17 protein-coding genes and 1 pseudogene are annotated in these 20,395 nt (G+C 52.3%); 12 read left to right on the top strand and 6 right to left on the bottom strand.

Going from position 1 to position 20,395, the window contains the following annotated elements; all coding sequences use genetic code 11:
* Nucleotides 1-308: pseudogene (locus HMPREF2804_RS08775) on the top strand (hypothetical protein); the annotation flags it as partial.
* A gap of 539 nt (nt 309-847) precedes the next feature.
* Nucleotides 848-2,203, top strand: a complete 1,356-nt coding sequence (locus tag HMPREF2804_RS08770) for an S-layer homology domain-containing protein (protein WP_048753698.1) — start codon at nt 848-850, stop codon at nt 2,201-2,203.
* 93 nt (nt 2,204-2,296) lie between these two features.
* Here the strand turns inward: HMPREF2804_RS08770 and HMPREF2804_RS08765 are convergent, their stop codons facing one another.
* From HMPREF2804_RS08765 to HMPREF2804_RS11120, 4 genes are all read right to left on the bottom strand, one after another.
* Nucleotides 2,297-3,013, bottom strand: a complete 717-nt coding sequence (locus HMPREF2804_RS08765) for a PspA/IM30 family protein (protein WP_013397437.1) — start codon at nt 3,011-3,013, stop codon at nt 2,297-2,299.
* Between the two features lie 187 nt (nt 3,014-3,200).
* Nucleotides 3,201-5,240, bottom strand: coding sequence for a TPM domain-containing protein (locus HMPREF2804_RS08760; RefSeq protein WP_070627961.1), 2,040 nt, complete (start codon nt 5,238-5,240; stop codon nt 3,201-3,203).
* Between the two features lie 236 nt (nt 5,241-5,476).
* A complete protein-coding gene (locus tag HMPREF2804_RS08755) occupies nt 5,477-6,310 on the bottom strand; it encodes a hypothetical protein (RefSeq protein ID WP_246824228.1) in 834 nt (277 codons plus the stop codon).
* 312 nt (nt 6,311-6,622) lie between these two features.
* Nucleotides 6,623-6,784: a hypothetical protein gene (locus HMPREF2804_RS11120; RefSeq protein WP_168160739.1), complete on the bottom strand. Its 162-nt coding sequence runs from the start codon at nt 6,782-6,784 to the stop codon at nt 6,623-6,625.
* 297 nt (nt 6,785-7,081) lie between these two features.
* On the opposite strand from HMPREF2804_RS11120, the gene HMPREF2804_RS08750 reads away from it, so the two are divergent.
* The 3 genes from HMPREF2804_RS08750 (at nt 7,082) to HMPREF2804_RS08740 (ending at nt 10,450) form a co-directional block, all read left to right on the top strand.
* On the top strand, nt 7,082-8,416 hold the full coding sequence (locus HMPREF2804_RS08750) for a S1C family serine protease (protein ID WP_070627956.1): 1,335 nt from the start codon (nt 7,082-7,084) through the stop codon (nt 8,414-8,416).
* Nucleotides 8,417-8,605: 189 nt separating this feature from the next.
* A complete protein-coding gene (locus HMPREF2804_RS08745; protein ID WP_070627954.1) occupies nt 8,606-9,427 on the top strand; it encodes an electron transfer flavoprotein subunit beta/FixA family protein in 822 nt (273 codons plus the stop codon).
* 18 nt (nt 9,428-9,445) lie between these two features.
* On the top strand, nt 9,446-10,450 hold the full coding sequence (locus HMPREF2804_RS08740) for an electron transfer flavoprotein subunit alpha/FixB family protein (RefSeq protein WP_070627952.1): 1,005 nt from the start codon (nt 9,446-9,448) through the stop codon (nt 10,448-10,450).
* A gap of 64 nt (nt 10,451-10,514) precedes the next feature.
* Here HMPREF2804_RS08740 and HMPREF2804_RS08735 read toward each other — a convergent pair whose 3' ends face one another.
* Both HMPREF2804_RS08735 and HMPREF2804_RS08730 read right to left on the bottom strand, forming a co-directional pair.
* Nucleotides 10,515-11,120: a uracil-DNA glycosylase family protein gene (locus tag HMPREF2804_RS08735; protein ID WP_070535919.1), complete on the bottom strand. Its 606-nt coding sequence runs from the start codon at nt 11,118-11,120 to the stop codon at nt 10,515-10,517.
* Nucleotides 11,121-11,124: 4 nt separating this feature from the next.
* A complete protein-coding gene (locus tag HMPREF2804_RS08730) occupies nt 11,125-11,592 on the bottom strand; it encodes a tRNA (cytidine(34)-2'-O)-methyltransferase (RefSeq protein ID WP_070628039.1) in 468 nt (155 codons plus the stop codon).
* Between the two features lie 137 nt (nt 11,593-11,729).
* Here HMPREF2804_RS08730 and HMPREF2804_RS08725 point away from each other — a divergent pair, with 137 nt between their 5' ends.
* The 7 genes from HMPREF2804_RS08725 to HMPREF2804_RS08695 all read left to right on the top strand — a co-directional run bounded on the left by HMPREF2804_RS08725 (nt 11,730) and on the right by HMPREF2804_RS08695 (nt 20,237).
* Nucleotides 11,730-12,959: a cysteine desulfurase family protein gene (locus HMPREF2804_RS08725; protein ID WP_070448581.1), complete on the top strand. Its 1,230-nt coding sequence runs from the start codon at nt 11,730-11,732 to the stop codon at nt 12,957-12,959.
* A 97-nt stretch (nt 12,960-13,056) separates the two neighbouring features.
* Nucleotides 13,057-14,268, top strand: coding sequence for a tRNA 2-thiouridine(34) synthase MnmA (gene mnmA, locus HMPREF2804_RS08720; protein WP_070448580.1), 1,212 nt, complete (start codon nt 13,057-13,059; stop codon nt 14,266-14,268).
* 24 nt (nt 14,269-14,292) lie between these two features.
* Nucleotides 14,293-14,682: a chorismate mutase gene (locus HMPREF2804_RS08715; protein WP_004005049.1), complete on the top strand. Its 390-nt coding sequence runs from the start codon at nt 14,293-14,295 to the stop codon at nt 14,680-14,682.
* 17 nt (nt 14,683-14,699) lie between these two features.
* Complete coding sequence (locus HMPREF2804_RS08710) at nt 14,700-15,959, top strand: uroporphyrinogen decarboxylase/cobalamine-independent methonine synthase family protein (protein ID WP_070627950.1); 1,260 nt, start codon at nt 14,700-14,702, stop codon at nt 15,957-15,959.
* A 37-nt stretch (nt 15,960-15,996) separates the two neighbouring features.
* Nucleotides 15,997-16,692, top strand: a complete 696-nt coding sequence (mtrA, locus tag HMPREF2804_RS08705) for an MtrAB system response regulator MtrA (protein WP_004005047.1) — start codon at nt 15,997-15,999, stop codon at nt 16,690-16,692.
* A gap of 54 nt (nt 16,693-16,746) precedes the next feature.
* The gene (gene mtrB, locus HMPREF2804_RS08700; RefSeq protein ID WP_070627947.1) at nt 16,747-18,495 is read left to right on the top strand and encodes an MtrAB system histidine kinase MtrB; all 1,749 of its coding nucleotides are present in this window, start codon (nt 16,747-16,749) and stop codon (nt 18,493-18,495) included.
* On the top strand, nt 18,495-20,237 hold the full coding sequence (locus HMPREF2804_RS08695) for an LpqB family beta-propeller domain-containing protein (RefSeq protein WP_065425178.1): 1,743 nt from the start codon (nt 18,495-18,497) through the stop codon (nt 20,235-20,237). The genes mtrB and HMPREF2804_RS08695 overlap by 1 nt, the downstream gene beginning before the upstream one ends.
* The last annotated feature ends 158 nt before the right edge of the window (nt 20,238-20,395 follow it).

Below are 20,395 nucleotides of genomic sequence, written 5' to 3'. Positions count from 1 at the left end.
CGGTGACGTATGCGGGTCAGTACAGTATTGATGGCGGGCCGTGGCAGTTTTTCGGAACCGAGATCACCCGTATTAGCGAGCCGGTGCTGGTGCGGGTGTGGGAGTCTGAGGTGCATTCGGTGGGCAAGACTTGTACTGAGGACCCGGGAGCGAAGGGGTGTCCGGGGCATGCTGAGGAGCCTGATGTGGGGAATCCGAATCCGCAGTTGCGTAAGGTGGATGTGTATACGGGTCAGCGGTGGCATTTGGATGATGTGGGGGTGGGGGATAGTGAGGGTCGGTTGCACCCGACCTGGCCCAACATGTAAAACCCAGAAGTTTACGAACAGAATAAATATCTTTCCGTGAGCTTCTGGGCGAACCCTTCAGGGCGTCCCAGAGGTAGATTCTCTATAACCATGTGACCATTATCGCAATGGTATAAGAATAAAAGCAGGACACCTTTACTTTAAAAATCTATTGAGAATTAGAAAAAGCTACAAACCGCGATATAGTGCGATTCTGCTGTGATAGCAGGTGTACATTGTCTCTCATGTATATTCTTGCCAAACGTCAATTCTTAAGAACCTCTTGATCGGCATACCATACCGAAAATTTCACCTATGTTTTTATTTAATATTATTTAACTGGTAATTTAACTCTATTGAACGCTTTACTCCGCTATTGCAGACTTCGTAAAGCTCCCAAATCTGAGGGGACTAATCTCAAGTCCCAGCAGAGTATCACTGCTCCGTAGGCGGAATTAGTCCTGTCGGAGTCTATCACTCACAACACAAACATAGCGGCTGAATTCAGCGCACCTTATTCAGCACATAGCGACAAGAAAATCGAGAACCGAGGACTATCTATGACCCGCATCAGAAAGATGCGTGCCGGAACCCTGGCCGCACTCACCGTACCCGCTATTGTGGGCGCTACCCTTACTGCACCCGCCCATGCAACCGTCGCATCCGGCACATACCGCAGCTACACCGCCCCGAACGGCCTTAACTCTCAGTACCACGTGTATGCAAACGGTATTGACTGGTCAAAACCCGTGGGCGTAGTCTTCTACATTGACGGCGACTATTGGCGTAACGACCAGTCTAAGATTCACAGCCCTGAGCAGGGCATGCTCCCCGCTATGGGCCGTATCGCAAATGCCCGCAACATGGTTTTTGTACCCGTCGTGTCTCCAGATAAAAATGCATCCGGTAACGGCATTACCTGGTGGGAAAACCTTGACGCCAACGGTGACTATTTCCGCTCCTTTGCGCAGCAATTTATTTCGAGTAACGGCATCGACCCCTCGCAGGTGTGGACGATGGGTTATTCCGGAGGCGCCGAGTTTATCACCTATGAACTGAATGCGGATCGTCAGGGCACTTGGCGTTCTGGCGGCGGTTCTATCCTCGTTGCGGGCGGCGGTTATGAGCGCATGCAGACCGAGGCACCGCAGAACATTAAGAACCAGCCTATGTACTGGTGGGTTGGTGCCGCCGATACTTCTGGTACAACGAACCCTCCAACATGGAGCGCCCGAGGTGCTGTTGAACAGGGCTACACTGCGTACCGCAACAGCGGCTTTACCAATACCCAGATGAAACTGATCCCAGGTTTTAGCCACCAAGATTATGACCTGCCGCTCATCATGGCGCAATCCCTCGATACAGGCGGTCACCGTTTTGGCGCAGGGTATAGCGACCTTCCGACCACGAATCCGTTCTACACAGAGATTAGTTGGAACTCGGATCGCCGCATTATGACCGGTTTTGCCGATCGTACTTTCCGTCCGTACAGCGCTGTAAATCGCGCCCAGGTGGCAACATATCTCTACCGTCTTGCGGGTAGCCCTGCCGTGGAGCTTCCCGCGACTTCTCCGTTCCCAGATGTTACGCCGAACCACCCGGCATATAAGGAAATCGTGTGGCTTAAACAGCAGAGAATTACGACCGGATGGTCTGACGGTACCTTCCGTCCACATGATGCTATCAGCCGTGAGGCACTGGCGGCGTTTTTCTACCGTTTCAACGGTTCTCCCGCGTATGCACCGGGTGCACAGCAGTTTGCTGATGTAAACCCCTCTACCATGTTCTATAAGGAAATCTCATGGATGGCAGATCAGGGTATTACTACTGGTTGGCCTGACGGTACTTTCCGACCTGGTGAAGCTACCTCACGTGAGGCTATGGCGGCGTTCCTGTACCGTGCCTCTAAGCTTTAGAATCAGGTTTTCAGCGCAGAACATAAAATGCAGATGCTCCCCAACCTAAGGTTGGGGAGCATCTGCGTAATCTAACAGCCGATCAGGCTAAGACTATGCGTTCTTGTTCTTGAGAGCCGCAAGACGCGCATCAAGTTCAGACTGACGACCAAGCTCTTCAAGGTCATTGAACTGAGCGTCCAGGGAGGAAGCTGCAAGTTCCTGCTGACCCTGCACGCGAGCCTCTTCGCGGCGAACCTTCTCTTCAAAGCGTGAGACCTCGCTCGTGGGGTCCATAACATCGAATGCCTTGAGTGCATCATTCACCTGAGACTGAGCAGCGGCAGTCTTCTGGCGAGCGTTAAGCTCATCACGCTTGGACTTGAGCTCATCCAGCTTTGCACGCATTTTGGTAAGGCCGTCCTTGAGCTGCTCAACCACCTGGGTCTGCGATGCGATCTGCGGTTCTGCGGCCTTTGCCTCACGTTCAGCCTGCATCTGCTTGCCCAGAGCAATCTTTGCGAGATTATCGAACTTATCCGCGTTAGCGGTGTCGCCTGCAGCACGGAACTCATCGGCTTTATTGGAGGCAGCCAGAGCCTTAGAACCCCACTCATCGGCGTCGCGCAGGTCTTCGGCATGATCCTGCTCCAGAAGACGCAGGTTACCAATAGTCTGAGCCACAGCTGCTTCTGCTTCTACAATGTTATTTGTATAGTCACGAACCATCTGATCTAACATTTTCTGCGGGTCTTCTGCCGCATCAATGAGGGCGTTAATATTAGCCTTTGCTAGCTGTGCGATACGACCGAAAATGGACTGTTTTACCATGTTATTTCCTTTTCTTTCACGCGGCACCGGGAAGGAGCTTATTCGCACGTACAGCGCCGCAACTTTTCTTATTATCGTGGGTCAGCCTGAAAAATTACTGGGAAAATATCGCCTATAAGGTGACGGGTACAAGAACATGAGGTTAACGAGAGCCCTAACACGTTTCTGGTGCTTATATTCTTGAACGTTAGAAGCTGCCGCCGTCTCCACCGCCGAAGTCGCCGCCACCGCCTCCGAAGTCCCAGCCTCCACCGGAGTCACCGCCGCCCCAGTGATGACCGGTGGATGCTGAAGCAGAGTGTGAGCCCATCGCGCTAAAAATAGCACCTAAGAGCATGCCTTGCGCTAGGGAATCGCCGCCGTAGCTTTGACCATAACGGTTATCATCCCAGTAGTTGTTGACATCCTGATTTGCGGAGTTCTGCGCATCGCTCGCCAAAGAAATAGCCTCATATGCCCTATTGAGCGAATTTACCGGGTCGGACTCCCGCAAACGGTGTGCATCGTTCAGCGCGGTTTGCGCCTCAGACAGATAGGTACGAGCTTGTGAACCGACACCGCGCCGACGGTTGTTAATGAAGTCCGATGCGCTGCGCACCTGAGCCTCTGCAGAACGTAAGGTACGAGACAGACTTTCTTTAGCCGCCTGCTCACGCTCACGGTCGGCGCGAAGCGATGACATGGAACGATTCAGCTCGCTTGTGAGCTGATGCAGTTGTTCCGTGAGGGCAATAGGATCATTCGGACGTTCTTGTGCCTGTTGTGAAACCTGCCCAAGAATAGCCTCCATACCGGCTGCCGTCGCGGCGAGTTCGGCGCGGTTCTGAGACTCCGCAAGGCTCTTAGCCTCAGCCACGTCACGTTGAATACTCAAAATGTCGGTACTAAGACTGGATTGTGCAGATTCTAAGGCTGATGCATGATTGCTGACTGCTTCTGCCAGCGAGGTAATCTGCGCCGCAGATTCTTCGGCGTTGCGCAGGTGTACAACAGCTTCGGACCGGGAAACATCCACTAGACGAGATGCCTCCTGAAGCTCCTGAGTCACCAGGCGTTGGTGTGAATCCAGCAGAGCTGCAGATTTACTGACCGGTTCCAACGCACTCGGCAAGTACTGGTCTTTGAGTCGCGCGTATGTATGCTGCGCGGTTTCGACTATCTGCTGAAGTTCCGGTATACGCCCCTGGAGCCTAGCAATAGCCTGGGGAGCTTCGTGCTCAAGATTGCGCATTTCAGAGAGCTTCTGCGCCTGATCTCGGGAAATATCAGAAATCTCCTGAGAATTATCGATAATTTCGCTCAACCAAGCGCGCTGTTCCGCAACGGTGTCCGGAACATCATCATTGAGAAGTTTCTGACGGTGGAATGATGCCTGCATGAGCTCTTGGGCGCGCGTTAGTTCCTCTTCAAAAGGCTTGACGTGTTCATTACCGTATTGGGCGCGGGCAAATTCAAGTTCCTGCTTCGACTGCACCATAGAATTATCTGCCTGAACAAGTGCGGCACCGGCACGGGTGCGCAGTTCCTCCAACGAAACTTCAGGTACTTTAGATGTTGAGTATGCAGGCGTACTTCCCGTCTCGTTTTTGGAGCGACGGCGTTTCATAATGTAGTACCCAGCGCCCGCTACACCCGCTACGCCTAGGGCGCCGCCCCCTATAGCAACAGCGGGGCTAATGCCCCCTTTTTGAGCATTAATACCGTTGACCGCCTCAAGAGCTGCACCTTTGTAATCCCCGCTTTGCAGCTTTGGCTTGATGTATTTTTGGTACACCTCCGACTGCTGATCAGAACTGAGTGCCTTATTACTCCCAGCGGCGAAGTAAGCACGTCGGCTTTCTGTCGCTATGACAAGAATGGCGTCCGCATTACCGTAGCTGTTCTTTTTTGCTGTCTCTTCAGTCCACGCCTTAGCCTCTTCGGGGCTCTCAAATTTATCAATAGTCAGCACATGCAGATCAATATTGTGGTTTTTAGAGAGTTCGCTGATTTTAGAGTTAAGTTCTGAGGTATCGCCCAAGACATTGGTCGTGTCTTGTACTCTACCTGTGATAGTCATGGGAGTTTGGGCTTGCGCGGTACTGATACCGGGCGTCAAGAACGAAGAGCCCGCCACCGGTAGCGCGACGGAAAGCATAGTGGTGCCAAAAGCTAAAGCACCTACGCTGAGGGCACGTCGGATGCGCCGAGAACCAAACGGACGGTCAGCATTCGTGATATTACTCAAAGGAAGACTCCCATTCTTTCGCATATGCCGCGCGGTGATTATCCACGGCGTGGGAGGAATAAACCCACACGTACTTCCATCTTACCGGTCACCAACCTGTCATGAGCGGTAGTCATCACAGAGCGTACATATCTGAAGAAATTCCGGACTAATTCTCAGGATACGATCGTCGACTGTTTACTCCAGGATTACCGCTTTTGTTCACGATGCGGTACTCATTGGATGAATAATATTGGCTAATTCAGATCGTAGCCGCGGTTCTTCATATATTCCGTATCCGTCACCATATGGTGCCCGGGACGATTCGGCATTTGATACTGCTGAGGAACTTGTACCTGCGAAGGATCGCGGAGCGGCAGGTCGTTCTGCCATTTTTGTAATTCTGCCGTTTTTCGACGGTTTTTACGTACGATGCGGATGATGAGGACAGGAATTCCAAGCAGAATAAACAGGATAAAAACCAACACGCCTGCGGCAACAAGAAAATTTTCGAACCAGCCATCGGTTTCGGAAATATCGCTTAGTCCCTGGGGGATATTGCCGTCATTACTCGTGGAGTAGTCATGATCCCTGATAAAGATATCAGTGAACATGCGCCCGGCGGTACCGTAAAGACCATGATCAGCGATAACACGCTTGATACTGCTGTTTTGGGAGCCCGAATTGTCTTTAACGTACAGGGCATGTGCCCATGCATCGCTCATAAAACTCTGGTCATTGCTGATAATAGTACCTTGGTTCTTAGACGTATCGATAAGCAAAACTACTGTGCGTGGGCGAGCATGGTTGAGACTCAGGAATTCTTGCCCCCACTCCTTGAGCGGTTTGCCATTGGTCCCGGAGACCAACACCATATAGGCTTCTATCGAGTGACGGGTATTGCTGTTACTCAAACCTTCGGTGAGCTCGTCTTCAAGCCCATCCGATAGGGCATTAAGAGTTCCGTCCCGGTCAATAATAGGGGTTTGTGGATTTAGCGTGACCTCGAAAGGTGCTTGAGCGTGGGCCGCCGTCGGGTAAGCAATGAAACTAGCGCCGATACCTGCTAATGCGCATACGAAAGACAGCATGAGGGCAACCACAGTACGGGGCAGAGGTCTTTGAGGTAAATGGGGTCTAGATGTGGCACCATAAAAATTTTGGGAGACAGTGTTTCGGCGATGAATAGTCATACCAATAAACATACCCTGTTTTAGACCGGCTTAAGGGAATTTTTCTGAAGAAATATCACCTTGCGATATGACTCAGCTGCACCACGAGTTGTTAGAGACTCTACGAAGCTTAAGAAAAGGTGACGTTACCCCACTTAGTAGACGGCACTTCTTAGCTTGTATTACGAGCTTTCGTCGTTGGTGCGTGTAATACTAAGATCTTCGTGATTTTTATAAGCTGGTCGCCGAGCTAAGTTGCTGCTCAAACGCAGAAGAACAAGACTGAGCACGTGCCAAACGACGATGCACTATGCCTGCACAGCCCGCTACCAGACCGGTACCTAAGCCAAGAATAACGGCCAGCACGGTACAAATAATGAGTGCTGTCAGCATGTCTGTTCCTTTCTTGATGCGATCTCGTTAAACCTTAGAGCCCGTCTTTAAGCGTAGGCTGTGAAATTGACTCTGGAAGGCTGTACCTCTTGAAATATGTTTGTGGAGTTACCCCGGAATTTGAGGGTTCTCAGCAAACTCCCAGGAAATTCCGGGTGCAACCTCAGAGAAAACGGAGGTATAAAACAAGAACTGCGTTTACAGTAGAAAAAGACGCGTGCCTGTTGGCGCTGTCGCCAATATGGTTATTTAGATATCACCTAAGATTTATTGAGAGCCCCTCAAGGAGAGACCACAATGACCCAATACCCTGGTGGCTGGAACCAAGATTCTGGCGCTAACGGTTATAATGATGCAACCCGTCCGATGCAGCAGTCTGCACCCGGATCCTATGCTCAACAGGACTACCAGAATACGGGTTATCAACAGCAGGGCTACCAGCAAAATTACCAAACTTCCGGGTATCAACAGAGTTCCCAGAACCCCCAGAATGGATATCAGAACCAGTACTCCGGGGAGGGGAAGAATCCTCAGCAAGAACCCAAGAAGAAATATGGAACCGGTGTCGTACTTACCGCTGCTCTGCTTGCAGCCCTTGTGGGTGGCGGCGTAGGTGCTGGTGTTGGAGGCGGTATTGCCGCATCTACAAGCAGCAATAGTTCATCCGTCACCGGCAGAAATGCTGGAGGCAGCGCAACAAATCCCACAGTCGTAACCGATACAGCTAAGAAGGTGCTTCCTTCGACCGTCACTGTAGGATCAAAGCTGACCGACGGCAACGGCGTTGGTACAGGTGAAGTTCTCGATAACCAGGGACATATTCTCACCAATAATCACGTAGTCTCTACAAACGGTACTCAGCAGTCCTCTAGAGTCGAGGTGCGTTTGCATGACGGAAGTATTCGTGTGGCAAAGATCGTGGGTACCGATGTAACCTCGGATCTTGCGGTCATTAAGATTGACCCCAGTGGGCTAGACCTTAAACCCATTACCTTTGGCGACTCCTCGAAAGTTGTTCCTGGCGAAACCGTGGTGGCGCTTGGTTCGCCACATAACCTGCAGGATACCGTGACTGCGGGCGTTATCTCTAACACCGACCGTGCCGCAGAAGCAGAAAAAGACGGTGTATACATTCCCATGATTCAGACCGATGCGCCAGTGAACCACGGTAACTCGGGTGGTCCTTTGGTGAACTCTAGCGGGGCGCTCGTGGGCATCAACTCTCAGATCGAGTCTGAAGGCGGCGGCAATGAGGGCATCGCGTACGCCATTCCCTCGAACTACGCTAAGCGTATTTCTGACGAAATTATTAGCAAAGGCAAAGCAACCCATGGGTACCTAGGCGCGAATATTGAAAGCGCCCCTGGGCAGACCAACGAGGGAGAATCTCGGTTCTTCCCGGATGGTGTGCGGGTCACCAATATCTCTAGCGGAAGCCCTGCAGAAAAGGCTGGTCTGCAGAAGGGAGATGTTATCGTCGAGGCGGATGGCCACCGCATCGAACAGAGTAAGACCCTCAACGGCGTGGTGCGTGCACAAGCAGCAGGTGCCACAGTGGATATGAAGATTAAACGGGGGTCAGAGACAAAGAACATCAAGGTGACGCTCGGCGACGCCGATAATCAGCATTAACAGAGCTATAAAACTGCCCGAGGCGGCGTTTCACATGAAGAAACGCCGCCTCTCCTTTGTCTGCTGTGTTCAGGAATATACCGCTCTCATATCCGGGTTTCCCTGACTGAAGATTTCACGGCAAGGTAGAATATAGCCAAACCTAACTAAACCCCACAGACGCGCCGCACACACATGAGGCGCAGGAGGATGAGCGTGAGCGAAAACGCATATCGCATCGCCGTACTTACCAAGTACGTGCCAGACACCCAATTTGAACAAAAACTTGACGATACTTTGCGGGTAGACCGCAGCGAATCGGTGATGAGTGAGCTTGACGAATACGCTGTAGAATCCGCCATGCAGATTGTCGAAGCGGAAGATACCGATGCGGAGAATTCTGCAGTTATCGCCTTTACGTTAGGCGCAGCAGATGCCTCTAAGGGGCTGCGCCGTGCGCTGCAGCTGGGTGCACACGAAGGCGTACACATTCTCGACGATGCTTTCGCAGGGGCTGATGCTCTGGCGACCTCACGCATCATAGCCGCTGCACTCTCCACCTATGAGCAGGAACACGGCACCTTCGACCTGATTCTGACGGGTATGGCATCAACCGAAGGTGAGACTTCGTTGGTGCCCGTTCAGGTGAGCGAACTTTTGGGGCGCACCGGAATCTCTCAAGTAGCGTCGCTGACCGTTGCGGGCCGAACTGTTAGGGCACGCCGGGATCTGGATACTCGCTCGCAGCATTGTGAAACTGAATTGCCCGCTTTGATTTCTGTGACCGACCAGGTGAACACTCCGCGATACCCCAACTTTAAGGCGCTGATGGCAGCAAAAAAGAAGCCTATTACGACCGTGAACACAGCGGATATTGCGGATGAGCTTGCTAAGTTCGGCGGCAACGCATCGACCGTTACCGTGACCGAAGCGCAGGCGCGGGAAGAACGCACCGCAGGTGAAACCATCGTGGATGAAGGCGACGGCGGCATACAGCTGGTCGAATTCTTGGCATCCCGAAACCTCATTTAACCAGTACAGGAGATAACGATGACGACTGCATACCGTGTGCTGGTTATAGGCGGCACAACGAACTTTGCGACCGAACCTAGCAGTGTGGACCGAGAACTTTTAGCGTTGGCACGACTGCGAGCTGGTGTTGGACAGGGCGGAACTCAACTGGGAGTAATGACGTTCGCCCAAGGCTCCGCTGATATTGCGCAGTTTTACGCTAAACAGGGCGCGGCACGTGTCTTTGCCCCAGCGCAATCCATGACAGATACTTTGCCTGCTGCCCGCGTGGAACTCGCCGTACAGGCTATTACTGAGTTTGGTCCTGATGTGGTTCTTGCCCCGCATGATATTGACTCGATTGAGCTTCTGGGGCGCGTGGCCGTGCGCCTCGGGAATTCCGAGGCGGGATCTCGTCCCGTAGGCGTTGTGACGGGCGCTCATGACGTGGATGATGCGCTCAATATTCGTAAGAACGTTTTGGCGGGGGAGTACGACAGCACCGTGCGGGTTGAAGGTCTGCCGTTGGTAACCCTACGCCCCAACTCGGTAGATACGGCGGAGGCGCCCGCTGCGATGGGGGAGGGCGTACTCACCACCTATACTCTGCCCGAGTACGAGACGGTGCGCATCACCGAGGTGACCGAGAAGCCTACATCTGCTCGCCCCAACCTTGAAGAAGCAGCTATTGTTGTAGCTGCTGGCCGCGGTATCGGCGGCAAGTTAGCCCCCATTGAGGATCTGGCGGATGCGCTCGGCGCCGCGATCGGTTCGACCCGCGCCGTCACAGACGCAGGATGGCTGGATCACTCTACTCAGATTGGGCAAACCGGCAAGAGCGTTTCTCCCGAACTATACGTTTCCGTGGGTATTTCGGGGGCTCTTCAACAGAAGGTCGGCATGGATACTTCAAAGACTATTGTCGCCATCAACAAGGACGCGGACGCGCCCATATTCGAGATTGCCGACTTCGGCGTCATTGGGGATCTTTTCACTGTCATCCCGCAGGCTGTTGAAGAAATTAAGAGGCGCCGCAACGCCTAGTTTCTAACAGGTCAGCGTCCTGAAAACCTAGACTAGGTTTTCAGGACGCTTTCACAAGATTAGACTATGTACCCAAGATTTTACGTACCCGCTCACGCAGATCGGGTATATTCTCGGCCTCAAACCAGGGATTACGCTTGCGCCAGCCAATATTGAGCGGAGAAGGGTGCACCAGAGGCACAAAACCCGGCAGATAATCCTCTGCGTGTGCCACCGTTTCCGTAAGGCTGCTGCGAAGCCGCGGAGCAGAAACTCCATCAAGATAGTACTTTTGCGCATAAGCGCCTACCAAAATGGTTAATTGTGCATGCGGCATCATGGCGCGCAGCTGCGGATGCCAACGCGGCGCAAAATCCTTACGCGGTGGTAAATCACCGTGCTTACCTTTTCCCGGATAATAAAAATCCATCGGCATCAGGGCAAACAGCTCTGGGTTATAAAACTCATCATCGCTTACGCCCAACCATGTACGAAGTAACCGACCACTCACATCATTCCATGGAATACGAGTCTCTTGTGCAATACGCCCGGGTGCCTGGCCCACCAGAATAATGCGTGATCGGGCGCTCGCCGAATATACGGGTTCCCAGCCGCGTGACGTGTACTCGGCGTTCATCGGATCGGAGTCTATATCCTCAAAAAGCAGAGGAACCTGGCGGTTGGCACACATACAACTAAATCTTTCCTCCCGTGAATCCGCGTTGGCGCCATGCCTCAAAAATTGCGATGGACGCGGAGTTCGCTAGATTAAGAGAGCGGCGCCCAGGAATCATGGGGATTTTTACGCGTTCTGTAATATGCTCATCCTGCTGTACATCGGCTGGTAAGCCCACGGACTCCGGACCAAACATAAGCACATCGCCATCACGATATTCAAGATCTGCATACGAGGTTTCTGCCGTGGTGGTAAAGGCGAAAACACGCGCAGGCATCATGGCTTTCCAAGCATCCTGCAGGGTCTTATGAACCGTTACGACCGCAAGATCGTGATAATCCAGCCCGGCACGGCGCAGATGCGCATCTTCAAAATTGAATCCTAGAGGCTCGACGAGGTGAAGTTCAGCCCCGGTTACTGCGGCCAGACGAATGGCGTTACCCGTATTCCCCGGAATTTCGGGGGTATAGAAAAGAATCTTGAACACGTACCCCAGTGTACCGCGCATGTTTCCACCGAACGTGACTCTTCGCAGGTTTAGCCTGCGGCGCATTTATGACGAATTCCTCCCGAAAGTTCGAGGAACAACGATAGAATAAGGGCAATACGCCAGAGGAGGAAATAGTGAACCGGGTCTACCTAGATCACGCAGCGACTACCGATGTCCTGCCAGCTGCTATAGACGCAATGGTACAGCAGATGCGTGCGGGCGGTAACCCCTCCTCGCTGCACGCTACCGGACGCGATGCCCGTGCCACCGTTGAATATGCCCGCGAACGTATCGCCCGAGCTGTAGGATGCGATGCCGCCGAGGTTATTTTTACTTCTGGAGGAACAGAGGCAGACAACCTTGCGGTTAAGGGGATGTACTGGAAACGCAGGGAAGCAGACCCGGTGCGACGGCGTATCCTAGTATCAAGTATTGAGCATCATGCGGTGGAAGAAACCTGTGAATGGCTGCAGAAGACCGAGAGCGCGGTTATCGACTGGATTCCAGTGGATTCGCAGGGGCTGGTAGACCCCGAAAGCGTGCGGGAACTGATAGCCCAAAACCCTGCGGATGTTGCGTTAGTTACCGTTATGTGGGCAAATAATGAAGTTGGCACTGTACAGCCCATTCAAGATATTGCCGCCATAGCCTCTGAATACGGTATTCCCATGCATACGGATGCGGTGCAGGCTTTCGGCGCGGTGCCCGTTAACTTCCGTAACAGCGGGGTTGATACGATGGCGATTTCCGGGCATAAAATTGGCGGTCCCATGGGCATCGGCGCGCTTATCGCCACACGAGCAGCGCAGCTCACCCCGGTTTTGCACGGGGGTGGGCAAGAGCGTTCTGTGCGTTCCGGCACTATAGATGCCCCCGCGATCGCGGGATTTGCCGAGGCCGCCGCGCATGCGATTGAGCATCTTGAAGAAGAATCCATCCGTATTGCAGCACTTCGCAATGAGCTAATAGCGGCGGTACAGGCGGTTATTCCACAAGCTCACCTGAGCGGCATCGACCCAACAACCGAGGCCTTTCCTGGTGAAAAAAGGCTGCCTGCGAATGCTCACTTTACTTTTGAAGGCGCAGAAGGAGACACCATCCTCTTTCTGCTCGACATGCAGGGGATTCAAACCTCAACCGGTTCGGCCTGTAACGCGGGAGTAACAAGACCATCCCATGTGCTTCTTGCCATGGGTCTGGACGAAGACACCGCCCGCAGTGCGCAACGATTTACTCTTGGGCATTCCAGCACCGGCGAAGACATTGCTCGGTTGCTCGCGGCCCTGCCCGAAGCCTATGCACAGGCGGCAAAAGCGGGTCTTTCCTCACATCTGCCTGACGCTCAACGCTGGTACGGCGGATAATTGCGGCGAACCTGCGCACATGCAATAAGAAGCGTACAATAGAACCTCATATTTATTCTCACCACGAAACTGTACCCAACGTTTATAAGGAAACTCTGTGAAGATTTTGGCTGCTATGAGTGGCGGCGTCGATTCAGCTGTTGCTGCCGCCCGTGCCGTTGAGGCGGGGCATGAGGTGGTTGGTGTGCATTTGGCGCTTTCTCGTATGCCCGGAACGCTCCGCACCGGTTCTCGTGGGTGCTGCACCCTTGAAGATTCTATGGATGCGCGCCGCGTATGCGCCCAGTTGGGCATCCCCTTCTTCGTGTGGGACTTCTCGGAGCGTTTCAAGGAAGATGTGGTCGATGACTTTATCGCCGAATACGAAGCGGGACGAACCCCCAACCCCTGCATGCGCTGTAACGAGAAAATCAAATTTGCTGCGCTTTTGGAACGTGCCGTCTCCCTAGGGTTTGATGCGGTAGTCACCGGTCATTACGCCCGCGTTATCACCAATGACGACGGTAACCGAGAACTGCATCGAGCCGCCGACTGGGCAAAAGATCAGTCCTATGTGTTGGGCGTCCTTACCCACGAACAGCTCAAACACGCCTGGTTTCCTCTAGCAACCACGCCTTCGAAGGCGGAGGTTCGCGCGGAGGCCGAACGGCGTGGTTTTTCGGTTGCCAAGAAACCGGACTCTTACGATATTTGCTTTATTCCCGAGGGTAATACCCGTGCCTGGCTAGGCGAGCACATTCAAATGCGCCCCGGCACGATTAAAGATACCTCCGGCAATGTGGTGGGGGAACACCCTGGTGCTCAAGGATTTACGGTTGGGCAGCGTAAGGGACTAGCCTTAGGAACTCCGGCGCCTGATGGGAAGCCCCGCTTTGTTCTAGAAATCCGACCAAAAACGAATGAAGTTATTGTCGGTTCTCGTGAGTTGCTTTCTATCGATGAAATCCGCGGAATTCGGGCCACCTGGGCTGGAATTCCCGTTCCGGAAGCAGAACATTTTCTTGCTCAGGAACCAAAACTCGGCGCGCGTAGCGAGACCTTTGATGTTACCGCCCAAGTGCGTGCACATGCAGACCCGGTGCGCGGTACCGCGCATCTTGAATGGGCAGAAGATACCGATGCCGAAACCTCCGGAAAACTTCGTGTAGAGACCGTGGTGCGTCTACACGATGGGCTCTTTGGCGTAGCACCCGGGCAAACTATGGTGCTTTACCAGGGCACACGAGTTTTAGGACAGTCCACTATAGCCCGTGCTTACTCACTCGCTCGTGAAGACCTTGATGATCTTCGTGAAAACGCAGCCGTGTAATGCTCGTACCCCTAAGGACCTATAATGACCCAGCAAGAATTTGATCCGCGTGCCACCTCCATGGGAGACGAAGTTTCCGCCGAGGTTTACGAAGAACTCTTCGCGATGCGGCGCTCTATTGATAATTTCGACGCCGCGTTGGTTCATATTCTTGCGGAGCGTTTTCGAGCCACCCAGCGCGTTGGGGTTCTTAAAGCACAGCATAACCTGCCTGCGGGTGATCCAGGAAGAGAAGAAGCCCAGATAGCTCGTCTGAGGGCTATGGCGAAAGAGTCTAGTCTCGATCCCGAATTTGCGGAGAAATTTTTGAACTTCATTATTTCCGAGGTTATTCGACACCACGAAAAAATAGCGCACGAGCATAAGGACGAGCTGGCTCAAAACGATGATTCTCTCGACCGTCAGACGGATTAGATGCTAGCGTAGATTTGATGACCTCGTTCTCTACCAGATTTGCGGACGAAAACACCCGAAAACAGTATGTGCCCGAGCGCCTGCTGCTACCGGGTGATTATCGTGCACCCGAACGTGAGTTCGCTACCGAGCTTGCTGAGCGCGATACTGTTGCGGTACGAGCCAGCGGACTAGGCGAATTCCCCGGCACGCAGATAATAGATGCCCTGCATCGTGTGCGCGGTGAGTTGGGGCATCCGCATCTTCCATTCTTACCGGAGCTTCCAGAGCGTGGCTGGCAGAGCACTACTCTTGCTCGCACCATTGCCACACTCTCTGGAATGGAACTTGAAGGCGCGTCCTATGGATGGCGATTAGTTCACGCTAGAGGCGGCGGTACCCGCGAAAGTGCGCGTGCGCGATCCCGTTATGTCTCAGATATTAACGCACTCGCCGATGTCGTAGGCGGTGAGTCTTCTGGAGTTTCAGCGCCTGAGGACGCTGCGCCCAGTTTCAAAATTCAGCTGTGCGGACCATACACCCTTGCTGCGCGGGTCTATGCGCCTAATGGCGAGCGTGCCATCAGTGATGCGGGGGCGGCACGCGATATACGGGATGCCTTTCTAGAAGGGCTAGGGGAGAGCATCTCTCTTATCCGTCAAGCCCTCAACCAGCCCGAAGCCCGTCTTACGGTACAACTGGACGAGCCGGAACTTGGGCGCATTATTTCGGGTACTATCCCTACGGTGAGTGGTTTTCGCACTATCCCAGCGGTACCGGTTAGCGAAATCTACGAAAGTTACCGTATCTGCGCCAATACTTTTGCCGAACTTACCATAACGCCTATGCTGAACCTCACCAAGGTTCCCTTGACGTATCCTGATGATCGCACGTCGAACCTCAGCTCTATGGCAGATGCTTGCGCTATAGCCCGTGCGTTTTCAACGGCAGATAATCCTGCCGAACTGCTTTTTGACCCGGACGAGGTAAACCAGAACCTCGTTCAGGCACAGCCTCTTAGCGACCCGCATCGCTGGGAAATAGCGGCGGCCGTACTAGAATCCGGAGCAAGGCTTTGGCTGCCCATCGTAGAATCGGATGCTATACCGCAGCAAGCACAGAGATTGTGGAGACTGTGGAATGATGTTGGACTGCAGAGAGCCGAGATACGTTCGGTTGGGCTAACACATCGTGCAAATACTACACATATAAACCCGCATGAGGCCACACTTCAGATGGCGAGAACCACAGAGTATGCGCGAATAGTCGCAGAAATGGTGGCTGAGGGCTTAGGATAATTACTATAATCACCGAATAATATAGAGGAGAGACGCCATGACCACCACCACCTCGACCGTCCTGGTCGTTGATGATGATGACGCTCTTGCAGAAATGATCGGCATTGTCCTGGCACAGGAAGGATATAACGCAGTTTTTTGCGAAAACGGTTCTCGCGCCTTTGAGACGTTTATGCGGCATTCACCAGATTTGGTATTGCTGGACCTCATGCTTCCGGGGAAGAGCGGTATCGAAGTCTGTGAGCAGATCCGTTCGTCATCTAATGTGCCTATCATCATGCTGACTGCTAAAAGCGATACTGAAGATGTGGTAAAAGGGCTGGAAGCTGGCGCTGACGATTACATCGCAAAGCCCTTCAAACATCTTGAGCTTATGGCCCGTATCCGTGCTCGTTTGCGCCCGCGTGAGAGCCGCCAGTTGGTGGTGCGGGTGGGAGATACCATCATGGATATGGATGGCCGAACCCTCAAATATAAAGGTGCTGAAGTGCCTATGACGCCTTTGGAATTTGACCTTCTTGCAGCTTTGGTTCGCCGTCCGGGGCAGGCCATGAGCCGTCAAGAGCTGTTAGAAACTGTCTGGGGCTACAGCGATGTGAGCGATTCTCTGGTAAACGTTCACGTGCAGCGTCTTCGCGCGAAGTTCACGGATATTGGTGCCGAACAGGTTATCCAAACGGTGCGCGGCGTCGGATATAAAGTACCCCTAGAGAACGTTGGAGGTGCCGCCTAACGTGATATTTCAGTCCGCTATGCGCATCTTCATATCTGGAAAGTAACTTTGCCTATGCCCACACCTGACGCAACCTCTGGAGCCTCCGATAGTCGGGACTTGGACGCTAAGTCTAAGCCCCGGAAAAAGCGAACCCTCAACCCATTCCGTGCAATTCACCGGTTGTGGGTTCATTCTCTGCAATTTCGGTCCGTGACCAGCGCGGGCATCATGATGCTTATTGCTTTTATTGCGGTAGGAACCTCGCTGTCTAACCAGATTGCAACATCGCTTTTTGAGAATAAAAAGAACCAAGCGTTAGAAGAAACTAGTAAGGGATTTGAGACTGTACAGAGAGTGTTGGATCCTATTAGTGCGCGTGAAGACAGCGAAGTTCGACGTACTGTTAAACACAACCTCACGGTTCTTGACGCTGGCGGCGATACTCAGAGGCGCTGGGTTTTAGTGTCCTTGGATCAGCAATCGAAGAAGGGGTTTATTCCTGAGCAGAGTAGCGATAACGCGCCTCTAGATGCCTCAGTAATACCTACAGATTTTAAAGATACTGTGCGGGATTCTCCCGGTGTTTTTTGGGAGAAAACAACGCTTTCAGAACCTGGAAAATCCAATGGTGAGCCTTACCCGGCCTTGATTATTGGAACGAGTGTATCCATTCCTCAGAACCCCAATTATGGGCTGTTTATGGTGTACGACTTAAGCGAGTCTGAATCGACCATTATGTATATCAATGTTGTGTTAAGTACCGGATTCACAGTGTTGCTGATTCTAGTACTTTCAATTGTGTGGTTTGTCACTCGCTTAGTGGTACGCCCGATCACTTCGACCGCTATTACAGCAGAGAAACTTGCTGCCGGTGACCTAAACCGCCGCGTTAACATTCGTGGTAAACATCAGGCTGCGCGATTAGGAATTTCCTTTAACAAAATGGCGGATAGCCTGCAGGAACAGATTACACAGCTGGAGAGACTATCGACTCTGCAGCAGCGATTCGTCTCGGACGTGTCGCATGAGCTGCGTACACCGTTGTCGACGGTACGTCTGAGCAGCGAACTCCTTTATGACTCGCGTGACACCCTCAACCCTGTGCAGTCGCGCAGTGTGGAGCTTATGCATAACCAGGTGGATCGCTTCCAAGCCTTGCTTTCTGACCTTCTGGAAATTTCGCGCTTTGATGCAGGCAGCGCCGTTTTGAACATCGACGCTGAAGACTTTATGAGTGTTCTTAATGATGTTTTGGTCGAGGTTATCCCGCATCTGGAACGTACCGGAACCAGGCTTATTGTGCATTCTGAGCAGGCGCATATTGATATTGATATCGATAGGGTTCGCATTGAACGTGTTTTGCGTAATCTCCTCTTTAATGCTATTGAGCACGGTGAATCCAAGCCCGTCGATATTTACATCGCTACCAATGCAACAAACTTGGGTGTGGCGGTGCGCGATCATGGCATCGGCTTGAGTGAGGAGGAAGCAGCACAGGTCTTCAACCGTTTCTGGCGTGCAGATACCTCACGCAAACGCACTCTAGGGGGTACCGGATTGGGCTTGTCTATTACCGCCGAGGATGTACGTTTGCATGGCGGGCGTATTGAGGCTTGGGGCATGAAAGGAAAAGGTGCTTGCTTCACGATGAACTTGCCGCTTGTTCAGGGGGGAGAGCTCGGTCCTTCCCCGGTCTTGATTACCGGAGAACCTGAGCCAGAGGCATATGCTCACAGCGCTCTTGCGGGCGATACTCTTTCGACATCATTGCGTAAAACCCGTCATGAAACTCAAGATGATGCGTCTGAAGGACAGGTATAATGCGCAGAATATTTCAAAACTCTTCGCACAAACAGACGCTGTCAGAGACCCTGCCCACTCTTTCACGCCGCACGATGCTTCTGGGTGGAGTCGGAAGTATTGCTTTATTGATGCAGGCATGCTCTGGATTGCCAGATCCCAAGGGTATTCAAAAGTATTCAGAGTCTTTGGATAATGCAGACGATAGAAAGTCTGCAATCCATGCTATGAGTCCTCAGGTTGGCGGAACTCCGGAAGGCATTATTGAAGGCTTTCTGCGTGCTGGTGTTGATAGCTCCGATGATTACGGAGTGGCTCGCCAGTACTTAACGACAGAGTTTGCTCAACAATGGGTTCCAGAGGTTCAGACCCGTATATATTCTGAGACCGCGCGTATTACCCGTGGCGAGGATAATATTTATAAGGTTTCGATTAAGCAAACTGCTCGTGTGGATGAGCGAGGTTTAGTTACTTCCTTTATCAACGCTCCTGCACCAACTCCGGAAACGTTCGAGATGATTCAGGAGGGCGGTGAGTGGCGCATACGTAACTGCCCCAACGGGTTGTGGATAGACGGCAGTGAATTTGACCGTTCTTTCAAATCCTACCGTCTGTATTACTACGATCCTAGCTATACCTACGCGGTGCCAGATTTACGCTGGTTCGCACGTAGCGATGAAATTTTTAAAACGCTGGCTCAAACCCTAATCATGGGACCAGCAAATTACCTCAAGGAATCTGTCTTCTCAGCGACTTATGAGTCCATGAAAGTTAATGGTGCTAACTTTGACGCTGAAAAGCATACGATAAAGGTTGATTTTGGAGGCGAATCTACAGATGAACTTCAATTAGCACGTTTACGCCAGCAGATTGTGCATCTTGCCAGCAATTTTACGGGTATTGAGACTGTAGTTTTCTGCTATAACGGCCACGAAATTTTATCATCAGATAAGCCCGAAGGATTTCATGAAATATCTTTGGTAACGCAGCCTAATACCAAAGTTGTGGCGCTTAATGAGGACCGTTTAGTAACACAGCGTGATTTTGATGCTGGGGATTCGCAGCGCACGCTAGTGGAAAAAATCAAGGATCCTTCGGCACCAACTATCGGATATGACGGCACTACCTACGCTTACTTAAGTGAGGGGCGTAAAAAGCTTTATACAGTGCGTGATACAAATTCCTCAAAAGTTTGGGAAACACGCGACCTATCTCGCCCCAGCATTGACCATTATGGATGGGTATGGGCTACCGATCATAGTGGAACGGTGCGCGCCTTTAACCCTGCATCCGATAGCGTTGAGGAAAGAGAAAAAGGTCTTAATATCTCTGTGCCCTGGCGAAATGGCCTTGTTTTTAACTCTCTTAAAATTTCGCGGGATGGTACACGTGGTGCATTCATCGCCTCCCGAGATGATACGTCGATGCTGATTATCTCGGGGATTATACGTGATGAGAGCGGTAAACCGCGTAGTTTTACCGAATTAGTGCGGGTTAACGCCTCTGTATCTCCCCATTGTGTAGATTGGGCGGGAGAACAGACCCTTGCCGTCGTCAATACAACCACAGGGGAAGCAGAACTAACCTCTCTCAATAGCGAGGAGACAAAACTGGACCGGTTGGAGGGACTGCGCTCTATGTCTGCAGCAGGGGACAGCGGTCATATTATTGGGCACGTTGATACGGGAGAGTGCTATCTTCTGGAAGAGCGCGGCTGGAAACCCATAAGCGGTCCGCTGAGTGAGATTACGTACGCAGGGTAAAAGAGCATGGGTAAGACACCTCGAATGAGAGGTAAAAAGGCTCTTTACGCGGCGTGGGAGCTGTTCTTTCCGGCAACATGTGTCGGATGCGGTGTAGGCGGTACAGCGCTTTTAGATGCTGCTGGCACTCGTCGGGCTTTATGTACTCGGTGCGAGAC

This window comes from Rothia sp. HMSC065G12, from assembly GCF_001811455.1.
In the GTDB taxonomy this organism is placed as follows: domain Bacteria; phylum Actinomycetota; class Actinomycetes; order Actinomycetales; family Micrococcaceae; genus Rothia; species Rothia dentocariosa.
Note: the sequence above shows the minus strand (reverse complement) of the source record. Positions and strands in the feature narration are given on the sequence as shown.